This window comes from Saccharothrix sp. BKS2 (assembly GCF_047689505.1).
Taxonomy (GTDB): domain Bacteria; phylum Actinomycetota; class Actinomycetes; order Mycobacteriales; family Pseudonocardiaceae; genus Actinosynnema; species Actinosynnema lopnurensis.
In genome coordinates this window covers 106,469-126,771 of the sequence record NZ_JAUQOL010000018.1, presented here as the reverse complement: position 1 = coordinate 126,771, position 20,303 = coordinate 106,469, and the positions used below count along the sequence as shown (strand labels likewise).

Annotated in this window: 15 protein-coding genes; 8 read left to right on the top strand and 7 right to left on the bottom strand. The window is 74.4% G+C overall.

The genetic code is table 11. The features are described 5' to 3' along the window. Positions 1–80: 80 nt before the first annotated feature. From Q5530_RS32345 to Q5530_RS32335, 3 genes are read left to right on the top strand one after another with little or no spacing between them, the layout of a single operon-like run. Positions 81–308: a hypothetical protein gene (locus Q5530_RS32345; RefSeq protein WP_415366599.1), complete on the top strand. Its 228-nt coding sequence runs from the start codon at positions 81–83 to the stop codon at positions 306–308. A 7-nt stretch (positions 309–315) separates the two neighbouring features. Next, complete coding sequence (locus Q5530_RS32340; RefSeq protein ID WP_415366598.1) at positions 316–879, top strand: DUF1349 domain-containing protein; 564 nt, start codon at positions 316–318, stop codon at positions 877–879. 16 nt (positions 880–895) lie between these two features. Further along, the gene (locus tag Q5530_RS32335; protein ID WP_380641036.1) at positions 896–1,705 is read left to right on the top strand and encodes an SURF1 family protein; all 810 of its coding nucleotides are present in this window, start codon (positions 896–898) and stop codon (positions 1,703–1,705) included. Here the strand turns inward: Q5530_RS32335 and Q5530_RS32330 are convergent. Next, entirely contained in the window at positions 1,632–2,615 is a 984-nt protein-coding gene (locus Q5530_RS32330; protein ID WP_415366597.1) for a cobalamin biosynthesis protein, read from the bottom strand. The genes Q5530_RS32335 and Q5530_RS32330 overlap by 74 nt on opposite strands. A 52-nt stretch (positions 2,616–2,667) precedes the next feature. Here Q5530_RS32330 and Q5530_RS32325 point away from each other — a divergent pair, with 52 nt between their 5' ends. The 3 genes from Q5530_RS32325 to Q5530_RS32315 are packed head-to-tail and all read left to right on the top strand — an operon-like array spanning position 2,668 to position 9,631. Further along, entirely contained in the window at positions 2,668–4,146 is a 1,479-nt protein-coding gene (locus Q5530_RS32325) for a DUF2397 domain-containing protein (RefSeq protein ID WP_415366596.1), read from the top strand. After that, positions 4,146–5,315 (top strand): TIGR02678 family protein, encoded by a 1,170-nt coding sequence (locus Q5530_RS32320; RefSeq protein ID WP_415366595.1) that lies wholly within the window; start codon positions 4,146–4,148, stop codon positions 5,313–5,315. Before Q5530_RS32325 ends, Q5530_RS32320 begins: the two co-directional genes overlap by 1 nt. After that, complete coding sequence (locus Q5530_RS32315) at positions 5,312–9,631, top strand: SbcC/MukB-like Walker B domain-containing protein (RefSeq protein WP_415366594.1); 4,320 nt, start codon at positions 5,312–5,314, stop codon at positions 9,629–9,631. Before Q5530_RS32320 ends, Q5530_RS32315 begins: the two co-directional genes overlap by 4 nt. A gap of 150 nt (positions 9,632–9,781) precedes the next feature. Here Q5530_RS32315 and Q5530_RS32310 read toward each other — a convergent pair whose 3' ends face one another. The 5 genes from Q5530_RS32310 to Q5530_RS32290 form a co-directional block, all read right to left on the bottom strand. Beyond that, a complete protein-coding gene (locus Q5530_RS32310; RefSeq protein WP_415366593.1) occupies positions 9,782–10,984 on the bottom strand; it encodes an ROK family protein in 1,203 nt (400 codons plus the stop codon). 389 nt (positions 10,985–11,373) lie between these two features. Beyond that, positions 11,374–12,324 carry an NAD(+) diphosphatase gene (gene nudC, locus Q5530_RS32305; protein WP_415366592.1) on the bottom strand — a complete coding sequence of 317 codons (951 nt, stop codon included), beginning with the start codon at positions 12,322–12,324 and terminating at the stop codon, positions 11,374–11,376. Then, positions 12,321–13,709, bottom strand: coding sequence for a M16 family metallopeptidase (locus tag Q5530_RS32300; RefSeq protein WP_380641022.1), 1,389 nt, complete (start codon positions 13,707–13,709; stop codon positions 12,321–12,323). Before Q5530_RS32300 ends, nudC begins: the two co-directional genes overlap by 4 nt. After that, a complete protein-coding gene (locus tag Q5530_RS32295) occupies positions 13,706–14,992 on the bottom strand; it encodes a M16 family metallopeptidase (RefSeq protein WP_415366591.1) in 1,287 nt (428 codons plus the stop codon). The genes Q5530_RS32300 and Q5530_RS32295 overlap by 4 nt, the downstream gene beginning before the upstream one ends. A gap of 318 nt (positions 14,993–15,310) precedes the next feature. Further along, on the bottom strand, positions 15,311–16,951 hold the full coding sequence (locus Q5530_RS32290; RefSeq protein ID WP_415366590.1) for a DUF2207 domain-containing protein: 1,641 nt from the start codon (positions 16,949–16,951) through the stop codon (positions 15,311–15,313). 420 nt (positions 16,952–17,371) lie between these two features. Between Q5530_RS32290 and Q5530_RS32285 the strand changes: the two genes are divergently transcribed. Both Q5530_RS32285 and Q5530_RS32280 read left to right on the top strand, forming a co-directional pair. Further along, positions 17,372–18,334 (top strand): neutral zinc metallopeptidase, encoded by a 963-nt coding sequence (locus tag Q5530_RS32285; RefSeq protein ID WP_415366589.1) that lies wholly within the window; start codon positions 17,372–17,374, stop codon positions 18,332–18,334. A 15-nt stretch (positions 18,335–18,349) separates the two neighbouring features. Continuing rightward, positions 18,350–19,249: a neutral zinc metallopeptidase gene (locus Q5530_RS32280; protein ID WP_415366588.1), complete on the top strand. Its 900-nt coding sequence runs from the start codon at positions 18,350–18,352 to the stop codon at positions 19,247–19,249. Here Q5530_RS32280 and Q5530_RS32275 read toward each other — a convergent pair. Then, positions 19,219–19,656: a hypothetical protein gene (locus tag Q5530_RS32275; RefSeq protein WP_415366587.1), complete on the bottom strand. Its 438-nt coding sequence runs from the start codon at positions 19,654–19,656 to the stop codon at positions 19,219–19,221. The genes Q5530_RS32280 and Q5530_RS32275 overlap by 31 nt on opposite strands. Positions 19,657–20,303: the final 647 nt, after the last annotated feature.

Sequence of the window (20,303 nt, the reverse complement as noted above, 5' to 3'; positions counted from 1 at the left end):
CGGTCCGAAGGGTCCCGCGTGCGCGCCCGTGACGTCCGCCGACCCCACCCGGAGCGCGCGACCCGGCAGACTCCGCTGCCGTGGGCCTGCACGTGACCTTCATCCGCACCGGCAACATCTGCCGTTCCCCCGTGGCCGCGATCATATTCGGGGGGCACCCGGGGCGAGCCGGCCCGGGTGACCTCGTCGAGGTGACCAGCGCGGGCACCGGCGGTTGGCACGCGGGCGACCCGGCGGACCCGCACCACGTCGGCGACGGCCGGGGTTACGCCCAACAGGCGTTGGCAGCGGCCCGTTCGCTGACATGATGGTCCGATGGGGATGCGACTGTTCGGCCACGAGGACTGGCGCTGGATCAACGAGCCCCGCTCCTGGTCCGCGGAGGCCGGCCTGACCGTCACCGCCGACCCGGACACCGACTTCTGGCGCACCACCCACTACGGGTACGACCGCGACTCCGGGCACCTGCTGGGCGTCCCGGTGATCGGCGACGCCACCTTCACCGCCTCCTTCACCGCCGACTACGCCGCCCAGTACGACCAGGCGGGCATCGCGCTGCGCCTGGACGAGCGCAACTGGATCAAGGCGGGCGCCGAGCTCGTGGACGGCGAGTTCCAGATCAGCACCGTGGTGACCAGGGAATTCTCCGACTGGTCGGTGGTGGGCGTGGCCCGCGCCGACCGGATGACGATCTCCGCGGTCCGGGAGGGCGACGCGGTGACCATCCGCTACGGCCTGGGCGACGACGAGCCGGTCACGCTGCTGCGCCTGGCCTACTTCCCGCCCGACGTGCCGGCCCTGGTCGGGGTGATGGCGGCGGCTCCGACGGGGGGCGGTTTCACCGCCCGGTTCGACCGGATCCAGGTCACATCGGCCTAGGGCTTACCGTGGTGGCGTGCGGTTGAGGTTCCTGTTGCGTCCTGGCTGGCTCGCGCTGACGTTGACGGTCTGGGTGTTCGCGGGCGCGTGCTTCGCGCTGCTCGCGCCCTGGCAGTTCGACCGGGACGCCGAACGGGACGCGCAGAACAGCGCCGTCACCACGGCCGTGCGCACCGACCCGGTGCCGGTCGAGGGGCTGCTGGACCGCCCCAACACCGACTTCGAGTGGCGCCGGGTCTCGCTCACCGGCCGCTACCTGCCCGAGGGGCAGGCGGTGGCCCGGCTGCGGACCGTGCAGGGCGAGGCCGCGTTCGAGGTGCTGACCCCGTTCGAACTGGCGGGCGGCCGGGTCGTGCTGGTCGACCGCGGTTACGTGCGGCCGGTCAACGGCATCCGGGTGCCGGCGCTCAAGCCCCTGCCCACCGGGACCGTGACGCTGGTCGCGTGGACCCGCGCGGGCGAGTCGGACGACCGGGACGCGTTCGCCGAGGACGGCCACCGGCAGGTGTACGCGATCAACCCGGCCGTGGTGGGCCGGGCGGCCGGCCTGGACATCCGGCCGGGCTACTTCCAGCTCACCGAGGACCAGCCGGGCGTCGAGGGCGCGCTGCCGCTGCCGAAGCTGGACGCCGGCCCGTACTTCTCCTACGCGCTCCAGTGGATCGCGTTCGGCGCGATGGCCCTGGCCGGCTGGCTGTACTTCACCGTCCGCGAGGTGCGCCCCGGCGGGGCGCTGCACGAGGGGCCGCGCCTCAGGCGGAAGTCCGTCGCCGAGATGCTCGCCGAGGACGAGGCCGCAGCAGACGAGGCCGCACCAGCGCGATGAGCGCGGTCACGGCCGCCGCCGACGCGCCGACCACCCGCGACAGCTCCACCGCCCGCGTCACGTGGCCCGCGTCGGGGTTGCGGCCGTGCCCGAGCACCGGCCGGTCCTCCGCGCCGTGCGCGTACACCGTGCGCCCGCCCAGCCGGATCTCCAGCGCGCCCGCGAACGCCGCCTCCACCTGGCCGGCGTTCGGGCTCGGGTGCGCCGCCGCGTCCCGCCGCCACGTCCGCCACGCCTCGCCCGCCGACCCGCCGACGACCGGCGCGCCCACCGCGGTGAGCAGCGCCGCCAGTCGCGACGGCAGCAGGTTCGCCACGTCGTCCAGGCGCGCCGCGGCCCAGCCGAACCGCAGGTAGCGGGGGTTGCGGTGGCCGATCATCGCGTCGAGGGTGTTCACCGCCCGGTAGCCCAGCAGGCCGGGCACGCCCGCGACCGCGCCCCAGAACAGCGGCGCGACCACGGCGTCGGAGGTGTTCTCCGCCACGGACTCCACGGTGGCCTTGGCCAGGCCCATGGTGTCCAGCTTCGAGGGGTCGCGCCCGCACAGGCCGGGCAGCCGGTCGCGGGCCGCCGCCAGGTCGCCGGCGTCGAGCTCGCGGCCCATCGCGGTGCCCTCGTCGGCCAGCGACGCCCCGCCGAGCACCACCCACGTGGCGGCCGCCGTGGTCAGCGCCCGCACCACCTGGTCGCGCCCGGCCAGCCGCTCGACCGCGGCGCCCGCCAGGACGGCGCCGCCGACCAGCACGGCCACGTGCGCGACCCCGGCCGCCCGGTGGTCGCGGTACAGCCCGCGCTCCAGCGCCGACGCCGCCCGCCCGAACCCCGCCACCGGGTGGTACCTCCGCGGATCGCCGAGCACCGCGTCCGCGGCCACCCCCAGCACCAGCCCCACAGCCCGCCCCAGACTCACAGGGGCACGGTAGCCCCGGAGCCGTCGGTGCCCGGCACTAGGGTGGGCAGGCGTGGAACCAGCCCGCCTGAAGCTCTACGCGTACCTGGACGCGCGCGACCACCAGCGCACGTACCTGGCGATCATGCGGCTGTTCACCTCCACGCTGCTGGCCGACCTGTCCGCGGGCGAGGTCGCGGGGGCGCTGGCCGGCGCCGAGCGCGAGGGCCGGGTCGAGCCCGGCGAGTCGCAGATCGAGAACGTCATCAAGCGGCTCAGGCAGCTGGTCGAGTGGGGCAACCTGGTGCAGGGCCGGCGCGAGGTGGTGGCCTCCAGCATCGCCGAGTTCCGGCACGGCAGCGTGCGCTACCAGGTCGGCAAGCTCGCCGTGCGGGTGCAGCGCGACGTGGACGAGCTGCTGCGCGTGCCGGAGGGGGCGCGCGAGGTGTCGCGGGAGCTGCTGCCCGCCGTGGAGCGCGGCCTCGGCCGGCTCGGGCGGACCCTGGCCGAGGCGCTGGCCGGCGAGTCCCGGCGGCCCCGGGAGGAGCTGGCCGAGCAGGTGACCACGCTGTTCCTCCAGCACGCCGAGCTCGCCGCCACCGTGCGCGACTTCTACGCCTACCTCGGGCAGGTCGTGACCCGCCACCACCTGGCGCCGGACGAGATCTCCGGGTTCCGCAACCTGCTCGTCGAGTACATCCAGGCGGTCGTGGAGGACGTGCTGCGCCACACCCCCGCCGTCGCCGCCGGACTGGCCCGGCTCAACACCTCCCGCGACGGGCTGCTGGGCCTGCTCGGCCGCGCCGACCTGGGCGACCGGGTCGAGCGGGCGCGCGGCCGGTCGCCCGAGGACTGGCAGGAGCTGACCGACTGGTTCGTCGACCGCCCGGGGCGGCCCAGCCAGGTGACGGCGCTGCGCGAGGCCACCGCGCGGGCCATCGGGTCGCTGCTGGCCAGCGTCAAGCGGGCCACCTCGGGCGGCGGGCTGCTGCCCGGCAGGCGCGCCGAGCTGCTCAGGCTGGCCGGGTGGTTCGACCGGGGCGACGCGTCCCGGGGGCACCGGCTGTACGCGGCGGCGTTCGGCCTGCACTCGGCCCGGCACGTGTCCCCCGAGCCGGAGCACGACCGCGACGACGAGCGCACGCCGTGGCGCGACGGGCCGGTGGTGGACGTGCCGGTGAGCGTGCGCAGCCGCGCGGACCGGGCCGGCCGCGGCCGCGCGTCGCGCATCCTGGACGACCCGATGACCGAGCAGTCGCTGCTGGCCGAGGCGCGCGAGGCCGACGAGCGGCGGGCCGCGTCAGTGGCCGAGCTGGCCGGGGCGGCGCCCGCGCTGGCCACGACGACGCTGTCCGGCGAGGCGCTCGGCGTGCTGTGCGAGCTGCTCACGCTGGCCATGGCGCAGCGCGACACCGCCGACGACCCCGGCTCGGCCACCGACCCCGTGCGCGGGCTGCGCGTCACCGTCTCCCCCGCCGCCGGGCGGGTCACCCGGATCAGGTCCGCCGCGGGCACCCTCACCCTGCACGGCTCCGCGCTGGTGCTCGACTGATGTTCGACGGCCTCTCCGAGATCGACGCGGCCGACATCGTGCGCTGCGCCCGCACCCTGTTGCGGCGGCCGCTGCTGCGCGCCGACGGGCCGGACGGCGAGCTGGTCGTGCTGGTCCACCGCCACCGCGTCACGTTGCAGGACCTGTTCGCGCGCCTGCTGGGCTACCGGCTGGTGGTGGAGCGGCGCTTCGCCCGGCTCCACAAGTCGGGCCCGGTGGACGACGACTCGCGCGGCGTGCCCGGCATGTCCCCGCGCGGCTACGCCTACCTGGCGCTCACCCTGGCGGTGCTCACCGGCATCGGCCGGCAGGCGCTGCTGTCGCGGCTGGTCGCCGACATCCGCGCGGCCGCCGCCGAGGCCGGGATCGCGGTCGTCGACGACGTGGCCGACCGGCGGGCGCTGACCGCCGCGCTGCGGCACCTGGTGTCGCTGGGCGTGCTGCACGAGACCGAGGGCACGGTCGACGTCCAGACCGAGGCGCTGATCACCGTCGACACCGACCTGCTCGGGCAGCTGCTCACCGGCCCGGTCGCCGAGGCCACGTCCCCCGAACGGCTGGTCGAGCTGGCCGCCCGGCCCGGCCCGCGCGGCGTCGAGCACGCGGTGCGGCGCAGGCTCGTGGAGAACCCGGTCGTGCTCTACGCCGACCTGCCGCCCGAGCAGGCCGACTGGCTGCGCCGCCACCAGCGCAAGGAGTCCGCGCTGCTGGAGACGTGCTTCGGGCTGCGCACCGAGCGCCGCGCGGAGGGCGTGCTGGCCGCCGACCCCGAGGACTACCTGACCGACCTGCACTTCCCGGGCGCCTCCACGGTCGCGCGGATCGCCCTGCTGGCGCTGCCCGAGCTGCTGGAGGCCCCGCCGGGCGCGGACGGGCGGCACCCGGTGGCGGCGGCCGACCTGCGGGCGCTGTGCGCGCGGCTGGTCGAGGACCACCCGACGGCCTGGTCCCGGCAGTTCACCGACGACCTCGACCGGCTGGTCGACGAGGTGCTGGAGCTGCTGCGGCGCACCGGCCTGGCGGTCCCGACCGGGGACGGGTGGCGGCTCAACCCGGTCGCGCACCGCTGGGTCCCCGTGCCCGACGGCGCCCCGGAACGCGAAGCGGAACAACCGGCGACCGCACCGGCAGAGCCGGGCTGGTCGCTGTTCGACGAGGAGATCGCGTGAACAGGTGGCGGCTGCACAGGGGCGGCATCGTCAACATCTGGCAGTACACCGAGCAGGTGTTCGACTTCTCCGGCGGGCGCGCGATCTTCCAGGGCACCAACGGCTCCGGCAAGTCGCGCACCCTGGAGCTGCTGCTGCCGCTGTGCCTGGACGGCGACCTGCGGCAGGTCGGCTCCAAGGGCTTCGACACGGTGTCGCTGCGGCGGCTGATGCTCGACGACTACGACGGCGGGCCCAACCGCGTCGGGTACGCGTGGGTCGAGCTGACCCGCGACCCCGGCGAGTACCTGACCTGCGGTCTCGGCGTGAAGGCGTCCAAGACGTCGCAGGCCATCACCGACTCGTGGCGGTTCATCACCCCCGCCCGCGTCGGCCACGACCTCTCCCTGACCGCCGACCGCACCCCGCTGGCCCCGGCGCGGCTGCGCGAGCTGATCGGCGCGGACTGCGTGCTGGAGGAGGCCGCGTTCCGCGCGAAGGTCGCCGAGCGGGTCTACGGCGTCCCCGCCGCCCGCTACGGCGACCTGCTGCACCTCCAGCGCACCCTCCGCAACCCCGACGTCGGGCTGAAGGTGCTGGAGGGGCAGCTGGAGCAGATCCTGTCCGACGCCCTGCCGCCGCTGGACCAGGCCGTGGTCGAACAGCTGGCCACGTCGTTCGACGACCTGGAGTCGATCCGGGAGAACATCACCCGGTTGTCCACCGCGGACGCCGCGCTCGGCACGTTCCTCAAGACCTACTCGGACTACGCGTTCGGGGGCCTGCGGGCGGCCTCGGACAAGCTCGGCGCGGCCGAGGAGGACGTCCGCAGGCTGGAACGCGGATCGGCCCGGCTGTCCGCGTCGCTGGCGGGCGCCCTGGCCGGGCGGGCGGCGGCCGAGCACTCGCTGACCTCGCTGGAGGTGGCGGAGCAGCAGGCCGAGGAGACCATCGGCGCGCTGAAGGAGCTGCCCGCGTTCCGCGACCTCCAGGACCTGCGGACGCGCGAGAAGCTGGTGGCGGAGAAGCGGTCGTCGGCGGTCGCGGCGCTGGAGGTGGCGGGCAGGCAGCGGTCCCAGGAGGACGGTGCGGTCGACGGCGTGCTGCGCCTCCTGCGGCGCCTGGCCGAGGACCTGGGAACGGCGGAGGAGCTGGTCGAGCCGCTGCGCCACCACCTGCGCACGGCCGGTCTGCCCCTGTCGCCGCCCGAGGTGCCGCGCCTCGGCGTCGTCGAGGCGGAGACCCGCACGGAGTCCGTGCGCGCGAAGCCCGACCCCGAGGCCGAGCCGCTGCCCATCGAACGCCGCGTGCCCCCCGCCGCGGCGGACCTGCCCCTGGGCCCCGCCGCGGCGGGCACGGCGGAAATCGCCTCGGCGGCCAGGCAGCGCGGAGCCCTGGCGCTGGCCCTGGCCGAGGAGGCGGCGGCCCTGGACGAGGCCCAGCGCCGGCTGGACGCGCTGCACCAGACCGAACGCGACGCCCGGCGGTCGGCGACCGAGGCCGCGCTCCTGCGCGACGAGGAGGCGCGCGAACTGGCGGAGGTCGCCCAGGCGTGGCTGGCGGAGGTGGACGCGTGGCGCACCTCCGGCCCGCTCGCGGACACGCGACCCCCCGACCCCCTGGCCCTCCCGCAGTCGGTGGACCCGGCCGCGGCCCGAGCCCTCACCGGAGCCGCGCGCGACTGGGTGGGCCCCCTGGTGTCGACCGCGAGGGACCGCGCCCACACCGACGCGCGGCGCAGGTCGGAACTGGCCGAGGTGATCAACGGTCGGGACGCCGAACTGGCGGCCCTGCGCTCCGGCACGTCCCGCGTGCCCGAGCGGTCCAGGTTCGTGTCACCCGACCGTGGAGTTCCGACGGGCGCCCCGTTCTACCGCCTGGTTGACTTCCACCCGTCGGTGCCGGACGAGGAGCGAGCCGGCCTCGAAGCGGCCCTGGAAGCCTCGGGCCTCCTCGACGCCTGGGTCACACCTTGGGGTGAAGATGGCCCGGAAATGTACGGAAACACCATCACCGATCATCGGTTGAGAGAATCGGACGCCGAAACCACCCCGGAACCCACCACCACACCCCACCCGACCCAACCCCACCCGACCACCAACGCCACAGCTACGGCCACGGCCACTGCGGTCGTAGCCACAGCCACCACCAGCCCAGCCGCTACCCGCACCCCGGCCGACCCCCGCACCCCGGCCGACCTCCCCCCAGCGACCGACAGCACCCCTGCCGACCCCCACCTCCCGGCCGACAGCACCTCGGCATCGGCCCCAGCCCCAGTCCCAGCCCACGACGTGTACGCGGTAGCGAGCGAGCCGGCACCGGCCCCGTCGCTGGCGTCGGTGCTGGTGCCGGCAGTCGAGCCGGACTCGCCGGTGCCGGCCCGGACCGTGGCGGACCTGCTCGCCTCGGTCTCCCTGGGCCAGGGCACGTTCGCGGTCACCCCCACCGGCCGGTGGCAGGCGGGCGTGCTGACCGGGACGTGGCACAAGGACGCGGCCGAGTTCATCGGCGCGGGCGCCCGCGAAGCCGCGCGGCAACGCCGGATCGCCGAGCTGGAGGACGAGCTCGCGATCCTGCGCGCCGACCTGGGCACGGCCGAGTCGGACCTGGTCGCCGCGCGCCGCCTGGTCGAGCAGTGGGAGGCCCACCTGGAGCGCTTCCCCGCCGACCGCGACCTGGTCACCCGGCACGGCCGCCTCCAGGGCGCCCAGGAGTCCGCCGACCGCGCCGCCCGACGCGCGGAGCAGTTGCGGGCCGAACTGGCGGAGGCCGAGGCCCGCAACGAGGCGGCGCGCGCCGCCCTGGTCCGGCAGGCCGGTGACGCCGGGCTGCCCGCGACGACCGAGGGGCTCCGCGAAGCACGCGCCGCGGCCGCCGAGGCGCAGCGCACCGCGGACCGGTTGGGGGACGTGCTGGGGCGCCAGTGCCGGGCCACGGTGGCGGACCTGACCGACGCGGGGCACCGGTACCACGCGGCGGTGGAGGACCGCGTGGCCGCCGAGGCCGAGGCCGAGGCGCGGTGCCGGGACTACGCGACGCAGGCCACGGCGCTGGCCGAGCTGACCGACGCCATCGGCGGCGAGGCCCGCGAGATCGTGGATCAACTGTCCACTGTGGAGCGTTCGCGGCGGGAGATGCGCGTCGAGATCAAGCGCGTGCGCGAGGACGTGACCGCCGCCCGCGAGCAGGCCGCGAAGCTGTCGGCCCAGCTCGACACGGCGACCGAGCAGCTCGGTGAGGCGCGCGAGTCCTCGACCCGCGCCGCCGAGCACTTCCGGGCGGCCGTGCGGGCGCCGGGTGTGCTGGTGGCCGCATTGCCGGACGTGTCCGCGGACGAGCCCGTGGACGTGACCTCCGTGCGGGCCGCGCTGGTCACCGGCGACCGGCGCGGCGCGAGCGAGTCGACCGTGATCGCCAAGCTCCAGGCGTTGCAGACCTCGCTGGCGGGCAGCCACGACATCGCCGCCGACCAGCACGCGGGGCTGCTGACGGTCATGGTCACCGGCGAGGAGGGCGCCCGGCCGGTCGCCACCGCCGCGCGCCGGGTGACGGCGAGGTTGGCCGAGCAGCGGGGTTTCCTGGACGACCAGTACCAGCGGATCTTCGCCGACTACCTGATCCGCGACCTCGCCGAGTGGCTGCGCGGCCAGATCGCGGTGGCCGAGGACCTGTGCAGGAGGATGAACGAGGTCCTCGCCCAGGCCAGGTCCAGCCAGGGCGTGCACGTCAAGCTGACGTGGAAGTACTCGGCCGCGCTGGACGACGAGACCCGCGCCGCCCTGGCCCTGGTCCGCCTGCCCTACGCCGAGCGCGACGCCGAGCAGGACACGACGTTGCGGAAGGTGTTCACCGAGCGGATCGAACAGGAGCGGGACACCCGGAGCGGCAGTTACGCGGAGGTGCTGGCCAGGGCGCTGGACTACCGGACGTGGCACCAGTTCACCGTGACGGTCGCCGACACCGGGCCGGACGGCGGGCCGCGCGAGCGCCGGTTGCGCCAGCTGTCGTCGGGTGAGACGCGCCTGATCTCGTACGTCACGCTGTTCGCGGCGGCGGCCTCGTTCTACGACGCGGTGAGCGGCGACTTCTCACCGCTGCGGCTGGTGCTGCTGGACGAGGCGTTCGAGCGGCTGGACGACCCGACGATCGCGCGCATGCTCGGCCTGCTGGTGGACCTCGACATGGACTGGGTGATCACCTGGCCGAGTGGTTGGGGTGTGTCGGACAGGATTCCGCGCATGCACATCTACGACGTGCTGCGCCCGCGCAACGGCCGCGGTGTCGCGTGCATCCAGACGACCTGGGACGGTGCCGCGCTCGACCGCGTCGACCCGTGACCTGATCGGGCGGGGTCCGGAAGTGCGGGAGCCGGAAGTGCCGGAGCCGGAGTCCCACTCGCCGTTGCTGTCCGATCGTTGCTCGATCCGGTCGGACAGCGGCATAGGCGCGGTGGTCGACAGCGTGCTGACGGCGGTGGGCCGAAGGGGTTAACCCGCGCGGCTGGGCGCCTGGCGGCGCACCCCGCCCGCAGCGAAGAACTCGGCCACCGGCAGCGTCGCCGCACCGAGGGCCACCGACTCCGGACCCAGTTCGCACAGGGTGATCGACGCCTGCTCGAACGGCCGGTGCAGCGCGTGGCGGGCGGCCTCGGCGCGGACGTCGTCCAGGATGCGGGCGCCGAGCAGCAGCCCGGCCCAGCCGCCGACGATGACGCGCGACGGGTTGAACAGGTTGATCAGGTTCGCGATGCCCAGGCCCGTGTAGCGGGCGGCCTCGGTGAGCACGTCCCGCGCGGCCCCCGACCCGTCGGCGACCAGCGCGGCCAACGCCGCCTCCTGCTCGGCGGGCACGTGCGGTTCGACCGCCCGGTACCGCTCGACCACGCCGGACGCGCCGATGTACGCCTCCAGGCACCCCCGGGCCCCGCACCGGCAGGGCCTGCCGTCGAGGGCCACGGTCGTGTGCCCCCACTCCCCCGCGCCGCCCGACGAGCCCCGGTAGAGCACGCCGCCCGCGATGACGCTCGCGCCGACGCCCGACCCGATCAGCGCGACCACCGCGTCACCCGCGCCGCGGCCCGCGCCGAACCAGACCTCGGCCTGGCCCAACGTGTTCGCGCCGTTGTCCAGGAACAACGGCAGGTCGGTGCCCGCGCGCAACATCCGCTCCAGGGCGACGCCGTGCCAGCCCACGGTCTGCGCGTAGACCAGGCCCCGCTCGACGAACCCGGGCACGCCGATGCCCACGCCGAGCACGTCCTGCACCCCGCTGTCGCGCAGGCAGCGGTCCAGGCCGTCGAGGACGCGCTTCGCCACCTCGTCGACCGAGTGCACGTCCGGCCCCATCGGCGAGGTGGCCTCGGCCAGCCGCCGCAGGGTCAGGTCGAACACCTCGACCAGCACGTGCGTCTCACCGACGTCGACCCCGACCACCGCCGCGTACGCGGGGTTGACCCGCAGCAGCACGCGGGGCCGCCCGCCGTCCGAGTCGACCTGCCCGGCCTCCACCACGACGCCCTCGGAGATCAGCTCGCCCACCACGTTGCTGACCGACGCCTGGCTCAACCCGGTGATGCCGGCCAACTCCTGCCGACTGCGCGGCTGGTCGAAGTACAGCGCGCGCAGCACCCGCGCCCGGTTGCCGGCGCGCAGGTCGCGCACGGTCAGCTTGCGGTGCACAGCGACCCCCATCAGGCCAGTTGGCGATGTCCTGCCACAAAGGCGCGGTGGACATACGACGTTATCCCCCGCGTACCCCCGGAGGAGCCCGATTGGCCGTGCGCCCCCGCCACTTTCCGCGCGGACCACCCTGTGGGAAGCGCCCGAACGGAGACCGCCGGTCAGGGCACCACGCCGACACCAGCCGACCCGCAACGCCTCACCCACACCACCGCGCCGGCCCCCGTCCCCGCCCGCACGGTCCGACCCGCGCCGCCACGTCAGAGCCACTGACCAACCCTGTCGCAGGCTCGCGCTGCCGGTCGTCAACGCCCCCGCTGCCCACGCGCCACCACCCGCCCGACCCGCCGGCCGAGCACGTCACCACTCGCCCAGGTGACGGTTCCCGATCCCGGGCCGTCCTAGCCGGCGGCCACCCAGGACTGGATCATCCGGTAGGCGATGGACGCACCCGGCGCGAGCAGCAGGTCCGGCACGCTGCCCGGCTCGGCCAGCGCCCGTCGCACGTCGGCCCGGTCGACCCACTTGGCCTGGGCGATCTCGCCGTCGGCCAAGCGCAGCGGTTCGGTCGGGTCGGCCACCGCCTCGAAGCCCACCATGAGCGACCGCGGGAACGGCCACGGCTGGCTCCCGAGGTAGCGGATGCCGCCCACCTCGACGCCGACCTCCTCCTCGATCTCCCGCGCGACGCACGCCTCCAATGACTCACCGGCCTCGACGAACCCGGCCAGCACCGAGTACCGCCCCTCCGGCCAGCCCGCGCCGCGGGCGAGCAGCACCCGGTCGGCGCCGTCGTGCACCAGGCAGATCACGGCCGCGTCGGTGCGCGGGTACTCCTCGTGTCCGCACTGCTCGCAGACCCGCGCCCAACCCGACTTGATCGACTCCGTCGGACCGCCGCACACCGAGCAGAACCTCGCCGAGCGGTGCCAGTGGAACAGCGCCACCGCCGAGGTGAACAGGCCCGCGCCGGTGTCGTCCAGCAGCGCCCCGACGGCCCGCAGGTCCACCCACTGCGGGTCGTCGGTCAGCTCCGGCTGGGACCACACCCGCCTGGCCGGCGCCGCCACGTCCGTCTCGTCCTCGGTCAGCGGCACCGCCCAGTAGGCCACGCCGTCCTGCTCGCCGAGCAGGACGGCGGTGTCCGGCGGCCCGTCGCCGAAGTCGGTGGCGGGCCGGTCGACCAGGCGCGTCCCCCGGTCGACCACCTGGGCCCGGCCGTGCACGTCGATGGTGATGACCCGCGCCTTCGGCCACAGCTGCGCGATGCGCGCCCCGTCACCGCGCAGCGGTTCCCGCCGGTCGACGGTGAACCGCGAGAGCGCCGGCAGCTCCACCAGCTCGAAGCTCACGGCAGGGCCACACCTCCCAGCGCCCGCAGCTGCGGCGTCAGCTTGTCGGCGTCGCCCACCAGCACGCCGGTGAACGCGCTGGGCGCGAAGAACTCCAGCGCCACCTCGGCCACCTGCTCGACGGTGACCGAGGCCAGCCGCCCCGGGTGCGCGAGGAACCAGTCCACGCCCAGCCCCAGGCCGGCGAGGTTCACCAGGAACGACGCCAGCCCGCCCTGCGACGACGTCGCGGTCAGCAGCGCCCCGATGGCGTACCGGCGGGTGGTGTCCACCTCGGCCTCGGACGGCGGCACCAGGGCCATCCTGCCCAGCTCGTAGCGGGTCTCCAGCAGCGCCGCCGCGGTGGCCTCGCTCGCCGTGTCGGCGTCCACCAGCAGCGCCGCGCCGCCCGGCGTGAACTCCGGGTACGACCGCGCGTGGTAGGTGTAGCCCTTGTCCTCGCGGATGTTCTCCACCAGGCGCGAGGAGAAGAACCCGCCGTACACCAGGTTCGCCAGCTGCAACGCCGGGTAGCGCTCGTCGGTGCGCACCAGACCGCGCGCGGCGAGCCTGATCTGCGACTGCACCGCACCCGGCCGGTGCACCAGCAGCACGTCGCCGCCCCGGACCACCGGCAGCGGCGACGGCGTCACCGCGGCGCCCTCGGCGGTCCACCCGCCCAGCGCGTTCTCGATCGCCCGCACCGCCGCGTCCGGCGCCACGTCGCCGACCAGCACCAGCACCGCACCCCGCGGCAGCACGGCCGCCGCGTGCAGGGCCAGCACGTCGTCGCGCGTCACGGACGACACCTCGTCCGCCTCGGGCATCTCCTTGGCGTACGGGTGGTCGCCGTACAGGTGCCGCTGGAGCGACTCCCGCGCGATCACGCTCGGCTGCGACCGCGCGAGCCGGATCCGCTCGACCAGCCGCTCCCGCTCACGCTCCACCTCGTGGTCCGGGTAGGTCGCGCCGGTCAGCGCGTCCCGCAGCACGTCCAGGACGGTGTCGAGGCCGGCCACCAGCGCGTTGCCGGTGAACGACAGCCGCTCCGGGTCCACCGCCGCGTCCAGCTCGCCGCCGACCAGCGCCAGCTCGGTGTCGACGTCCACCCGGCTGCGGGTCGCGGTGCCGGTCAGCACGGTGCTGGCCAGCAGCTCGGCGCGGGCCGCGTGCGTCGAGCCCGTGCTGGAGGTCGCCGGGTCCCCGAACGGGATCCGCACCCGCAGCTCCACCAGCGGCACCGACGACCGGCGCACCGCGATCACCCGCAGGCCGTTGGCCAGCGTCGTGTCGACGGTGTCCAGGTCCGCCGCCGCCCGCTGCTCTCCCAGCTCCGGGAACGGGCGAGGCCCGAGCGCCGTACGGCCGATCTCCTCGGCGCTGCGGTGCTTGGTCGGGGCGCTCACTCGTTACCTCCGGTGGCCGGGTTGAGGATCAGGACGGCGCGCGAGTCCGGCCGCAGCGCCTTGGCCGCGGCGGCGACCTCGTCGGTGGTGATGCCGGACAGCTTCTCCGGCAGCTCGTACAGCAGCTCGGCCCGCCCGAACAGCAGCTCGGCCGATCCGAGGCCCAGCGTCCGGCTGGTCAGCCGGTCGTGCTCGCGGTGCATGGTCGACACCCAGCGAGCGGTGATCTTCGCCAGCTCCTGCGCGGTCGGCCCTTCCTCGGCCAGCCGCAGCAGCTCCTCGTCCACCACCGCGATGATCTGCTCGACGGTCACCTCGGAGGGGTGGATCGCGGTGATGCTGAACGTGTCGGGGTCGCGCGCCTCCAGCGGCCCGAACAGACCGCACCCGGCGCCGACCTCCACCACGAGCCGGTCGCGGTGCACCAGCCGCTGCTGGAGCCGCGACCCGTCGCCGTCGGTCAGCACCCCGGCCAGGACCAGGTAGGCGAGGTAGCCCTCCACCTCGTTCACCGGGTCCGGGATGCGGTAACCCAGGGCGAGCGCGGGCATCGGGGCGTGCGGGTCGGTGTGCTCGGCGCGCAGCTCGCCCTTCGGCGCAGCCTCGGCGAAGGACTTCCGGGACGGCGCCGGACGGGCCGGCACGTCGTCGAAGTGCTTCTCGACCAGCGCCTTCGCCGTCTCCACGTCGAAGTCGCCCGCCACCGTCAGCACGGCGTTGCTCGGCGCGTAGTAGGTGTCGAAGAACGCGGCGCAGTCGTCCACGGTGGCGTTCTCCAGGTCGGTGAAGTCGCCGTAGCCGTTGTGCGCGTTCGGGAAGGTCTGGAACAGGACCGGTGGCAGGAGGATCCAGGGGAACCCCCCGTACGGTCGGTTCAGGACGTTGAGTCGGATCTCCTCCTTCACCACATCGATCTGGTTGCGCAGGTTCTCCTCGGTGATCTTCGGAGCCCGCATGCGGTCCGCTTCGAGGAACAGCGCCCGCTCCAGTGCCGCCGACGGCAGCACCTCGTAGTAGTCGGTGTAATCAGGGTGCGTGGAGCCGTTGAACGTGCCACCCGAGGACTGCACGTGCCGGAAGTGCGCGAGCTTCTCCAGGCTCTCGCTGCCCTGGAACATCAGGTGCTCGAAGAGGTGCGCGAACCCCGTCCGCCCCTCCGGTTCGGAGCGGAATCCCACGTCGTAGTGCACACTCACCCCGACGACCGGGGCGCTGCGGTCTGGTGCGAACACCACCCGCAGGCCGTTGGGGAGCGTGAACCTGTGCAGTTCGGGTAGCGCCATGGACGCAGCCTACGGGTTCGGACCGCCACTCGGGCCGCAGGTCACCCGCCGGCCGCGCCGTCCCGTTGCGCCCACCGCGAACCGGCCGGGCTCGGACCGGCCGACCGCCACTTCGACGCCCCGACCGACCCGGGTGCACCCGGGAACGCGGGCCGTTCCGACCTGCCGCCCGCCCGGTGGAGCCACGCGCTTGGACACCGGACCGGCTTCGGCCGCCGCGCCCGGCCCCCTCACCCGCCGCCCGCGGGGTGGTGGTCGGACCGTGTCATTGTCGAACGGGTGTTCGACGGGGGGCAAGATCTCTATCGGGTGGTGATGTCAGCCCCGCAGCGACCGCAGGTGCCCGGCCTGCGCCAGGACCCCGTCCAGCGCGCCCAGGAACGCGGGGAACCGGTGCGCGAAACGCCCCAGGTCACCGCCCTGCTCCGCCTCGCCGAACCAGTACAGCCCCGGCCGGGTCCCGGCGAACGCCGCCAACCACCGCTCCGTCTCCCCCAGCACCACCGCGTAAGGCAGCGACCGCGAGAACACCATCTCCCGATCCGCCTCGGGGATGTCCTGGGGCGTCGCCGTGTGCAGGTACCCGCGCAACCCCCGCACGTGCTCCAGCAGGGCGCTGCCCCGCTTCGTCCGCGCGGGCATCGAGCGCGCGCCCAGCGCCAGCGCCACACCCGCCGCGATCACCACCAGACCGACCAGCGCACCGGTCCCGACCAGCGCCAACACCGCGGTCAGCGCCGCGCCGAGCACGCCGAGCCCGACCCCGGCCCACCACCACAGGTTCCGCTCGGCGTCCGGCCGCCGCGCGAACCAGTTCTTCGCCACCACGTCGGCGTACAGCGCGTCCCGCACGCGTGACAGGTCGATCCGCCGACCGCGCAGCTCGGACAGCAGCACCGCGTCCACCCCGTCGGGCAGCAGCGCCTCGTAGACCGCGCGCTCGTACCCCGACAGCGACGGGTCGGCCGGGTTGCGGCGGACGAACCGCCAGTCCAGCCCGCCGACCTCCTCGATCCACACGTAGTTGCGCACCGCGAGGTCGACGATCGTCGCGGTCACGTCGACCACGTCCACGTGCTCGTCGACCACGGTGCCGACCTGACCGGGCAGCACGCCGTCCGGCGAGGCGAACGCCACGCGCCCGGCCGGGTCGGCGACCAGCACGGCCACCGGTCCGACGTCGCCGGCCAGGGCGCGCGCGTCGCGACCGCGGAGGTACCACAGCAGCACCGCCCCGCCGAGCAGCAGCAGGACCAGGGCGCCGAGCCCGACGCCGGTCGCGGGGGTCAGCGCGAACGCCGCGGCCAGGCCGGAGGACTCCACCACGCGCGCGTTGGCCGGCGCCGCTCCGTCCTGGAGGCCGACCGCCACGTCGACCCGCTCGCCGGGCGCCAGGCCGATCTCCGTGGCCCGCACGCCGCGCCCGTCGCCCAGCTCCGCCGTGGTGCACGGTGTCGCCGTGCCCGGCTCGCCGGCCAGGCAGTTCACCGACCGCGGCGCGTCCGGCGCGATCACCGAGACGGTGACGGAGTCCAGCGCGGTGTCCCAGCCGCTCGCGGGCTGCCAGCGCAGTTCCAGGGTGTCGCCGATCTGCGCGACGGCGCCGACGACCGCGTAGGTGACGGTGGACGTGCCCGCCCGGAGTGCGATCGCCAGTTCGTCGGCCGATGCTGTAGTGGTGCCCTCGCCGTCCACTCGCGCGTCGACGACCTCGTACACGCGGTCGCGGTTGCCGCCGACCGCGATGCGTAGCGGGACCACACGATTGGCTGATTTTCCTTCGGGGACGGTCACCACCTCGGTCACGGTCAACCGGCCGTCGCGCTCCAGTTTCAGGCGCACATCGGCGCTGACCGTCCCGGGCAGACCGGCCGGGCTGCCCGGTTGCGTCACCGCGACACCCGCGCCCGTGCCCAGCGCGATCACGCAGATCGCGACAGCTCCCCAGTTTCTCAACACGGCCGCGCAGAATAGCGGAGTTCCCCTAAGCTCCAATGCTGATTCGGGCATCCGCGACATGGGGGACCACCAGCGATGACGCAACCACCACCGCCGGGTGGCTGGCCGCCGCCACGACCGGTTGGGCCTCCTCCGGTGCCCGCGCCGCTGCACCACCAGCAGCCCCCGCCGACCCGCCAGTGGCCCGTCCAGCAGCCCCCGCCGACCGGTCCCCCACCCGGTGGGCGGCAGCCCCCGGGACCTCACCCCGGTGGTCCTCCCCCGATGGGACCAGGGCCGCAGCAGGTCGGACCGCCGCCGCCCTGGCCCGGACCGAACGCCGGGCCGCCGATGGCCGCGCCGCAGCCGCCGCCCGTCAGCTGGGGCCCACCGCCCGGACCGCCGCCGGGGTGGGGTCCGCCGCCGATGCCCTACCCGCCGATGCCGCGCCCCAGGAGCAAGGGGCCGCTGGTGGCGGTGCTGCTGATCGGTTTCGTGGTGCTCGGCATCGCGACCATCGGCGTCGTCGCGGCGACCCGCGACTCCAGCCAGGCCGGCGACTCCGGTTACTCCGGGTATTCGAGTTACACCTATTCGCCTGAACCCACGACCACCACCAGTGATTCTCCGACCACCGCGGACAGCACGACCAGGCCGTCCACCAGCACGACGCAGGCCGGCCCGAAGGCCGTGATCGCGCTGGGCGACAACCCGATCCACTCGGCGGACCTGGGCGCGTTCGACATCGCGGGCTGCCCGCTGCCCGCGATGGACTACTCGCCGGCGGGGCAGGACCAGTTCCTGCGCGCCGCGCTGCCGTGCGTCGAGGCGATGTGGAAGCCGTCGTTCACCAAGGCCAACCTGCCCTACCAGCCGGTCGAGCTGGTCATGGTGACCTCGCAGATCACCAACACGTGCGGCTCCATGGGACCCGACCGCACCGCCATGTACTGCGACGGCACCATCTACTGGACGCCCAACCACTACGCGAACGAACAGGGCACGGCCAACCCCAACCACCCGGGCAAGTACCTGGGCCAACTCGCCCACGAGTACGGCCACCACGTCCAGTGGCTCTCCGGCATCCTGCGGGCGTCCGGCGAGGCTCAGTACGAGCAGGGCGGCTGGGACACCCCCGCGGGCCTGGAGCTGAACCGGCGCAAGGAGCTCCAGGCGACCTGCTTCGGCGGGATGACGCTGGCCCCGCTGTCGCACGGCGCGGTGCCCGGTGACGTCATCTCGGTCGCGCTGACCGACGCGGGCAACCGCGGCGACTACCCCATCTACCCCAACCGGGACCACGGCGCGCCCGAGCGGAACTCGGCCTGGGTGAACCACGGGTTCAAGAACAACAACACCAGCGCGTGCAACACTTGGGTGGCCGGCGCGGCGGAAGTCAGCTGACCCGACTGGAGGACCGTGCGCACACCCGACCAGCCCAAGAACAACCCGATCGTGCTCATCGGTGTGTTCTCGTTGATCGTGTCCTGCGTGCTGGGCCTCGGTGCGGTGACCCAGGTGGAGTCCTCCCGGCGGATCGAAGGGCGACCGGTGGCCGCTCCGGACGTGACGCCCGATCCCGCGAGGGGCACGGAGGAGCCGCGGCCACGGGCCGTGCACCGGCTCGCCGACCACCCGCTGCTGGTCACGCCCACCAAGCTGCCCGCTGTGGCGTGCACGCTGCCGGGGTTCGGGCTGTCGGACGGCCAGCTGTCGACGTACTACGAGGCCGGCACGGCGTGCCTCGACCAGGCGTGGCGGCCCGTGCTGGAGCAGGCGAACCTGCCGTTCTCGCCGCCCGCGCTGGACACGACCCCGGAACTGGCCGAGGGTCCCTGCGGCTCCGCGCCGGCGGAGAGCGAGGCCGTGGCCTACTACTGCGGTCGCAACCGGACCATCTACATGCCCACGCGGCGGCTGCGCGACAACGGCGGCGGCGAGCGCGCCGGGTCGCACCTGGCGACGTTGGCGCACGAGTACGGGCACCACGTGCAGGCGCTGAGCGGGATGCTGCGCGCGGCGGACAGCAAGATCGTGGCCGCGGGTGAGCGGACGCCGGCGGGCCTGGAGATGTCGCGGCGGCTGGAGTTGCAGGCGAACTGCTTCGCCGGGATGTTCCTGTCGGCGGCGGCCGGGTCGATCGGGCCCGCGCTGGCCGCCGAGGCGGCGGAGGACTTCCGGTACGCGGTGGAGCAGCCCGCCGAGGAGAACGCGCACGGCAACCCCGCGAACCAGGCCCAGTGGGCCACGAACGGGTTCAGCACGGGGATGACGACGTCGTGCAACACCTACGCCGCGACGACGGCGGCCGTGGGCTGAGGACGCCTGGTCAGCAGGTGGGCGTACAGGCCGCCGGCGAGGCCGCTCAGGCACAGCAGCGTCGCGGCCAGCCTGATCTCCAGCGGCATTCCGGCGGGGGCGCTGGCGGCCGCCTGGACGGTGAACTCGCCGCTGGTCTCGGCGGGGAGGACGATGTCGACGACCTCGTTCTCCTGGTGGCCGCAGCCGTCGAGCCTGGCGGTGCGCACCTCGCCGTCGAGTTCGAACTCGACGCGGTCGTAGGCGTCCGCGCTGCCGCAGGAGGCCGGTTCGACGACGGTGGCGGAGGCCGGGCGGGTTCCGGTCGACGTGCCCGGCCACCACAGGGCGATCGCCGCCGCGATGCCCACCAGTCCCGTGACCAGCAGGATCAGCGCCCACCTCGCCGGGCTTCGCGGAACCGCCACAGCGTGGATGGTCGCAGACGGGAGGGGCGGTTGTCGTGGGGCCCGACGGGTGTTCCCGCCCGCCTCAAGTCACTCGATCGTGATCTTGCCGGCCGTCGAACGCCTGTTCGAAAATAGACCCATGAACAAGCCGTCGAAAGTCATCGGACAGGTCGGGCCCCTGGTGGGGAGCGGGATTCGCTCCCGGGGTCGGGCGGCTGATCGCCCGGGTCGAGGTGGTCCACCGGGGCGAGGAGTCGCGTCACGCGCCGGGGGCCGTCGTGCTCGACGGTGGCCTGATCGATCGCGGTCGCCGAGTGCCGGGTTCGGGGCTTGGGGTCGGGTCCGAGCAGGCCCGGGTTCGGCTTCCGGCTCGGCTTCGGGCTCGGCTTCGGGCTCGGCTTCGGACTCAGGCTCGGCTTCGGCTTCGGACTCAGGCTCGGCTTCGGCTTCGGGCTCGACTTCGGGATAGGTCCGGGTTCGAGCTCAGGTCCGGCCGGCTCGACACGCGAGGACGTGCCGCCCGTGCGGCCTCGCGCGCCGATCCGCTCCTCGGGCCCGCCGGCTCGTAGCGGTTCGCCGCGGTTTCTTTCGGTCTCGGTGGAAAAGGTTGGTCGTCGGGTTCGACCCGTGGTGGTTCCGGGGTGGAGCGATGGGGAATCGCGGCC

Excerpts from the sequence above, each read along its gene's own strand:
- Q5530_RS32340 (WP_415366598.1), top strand. The coding sequence starts at position 316 with ATGGGGATGCGACTGTTCGGCCACGAGGACTGGCGCTGGATCAACGAG.
- Q5530_RS32320 (WP_415366595.1), top strand. The coding sequence starts at position 4,146 with ATGTTCGACGGCCTCTCCGAGATCGACGCGGCCGACATCGTGCGCTGC.
- Q5530_RS32310 (WP_415366593.1), bottom strand. The coding sequence starts at position 10,984 with ATGGGGGTCGCTGTGCACCGCAAGCTGACCGTGCGCGACCTGCGCGCC.
- Q5530_RS32295 (WP_415366591.1), bottom strand. The coding sequence starts at position 14,992 with ATGGCGCTACCCGAACTGCACAGGTTCACGCTCCCCAACGGCCTGCGG.
- Q5530_RS32285 (WP_415366589.1), top strand. The coding sequence starts at position 17,372 with ATGCCGCGCCCCAGGAGCAAGGGGCCGCTGGTGGCGGTGCTGCTGATC.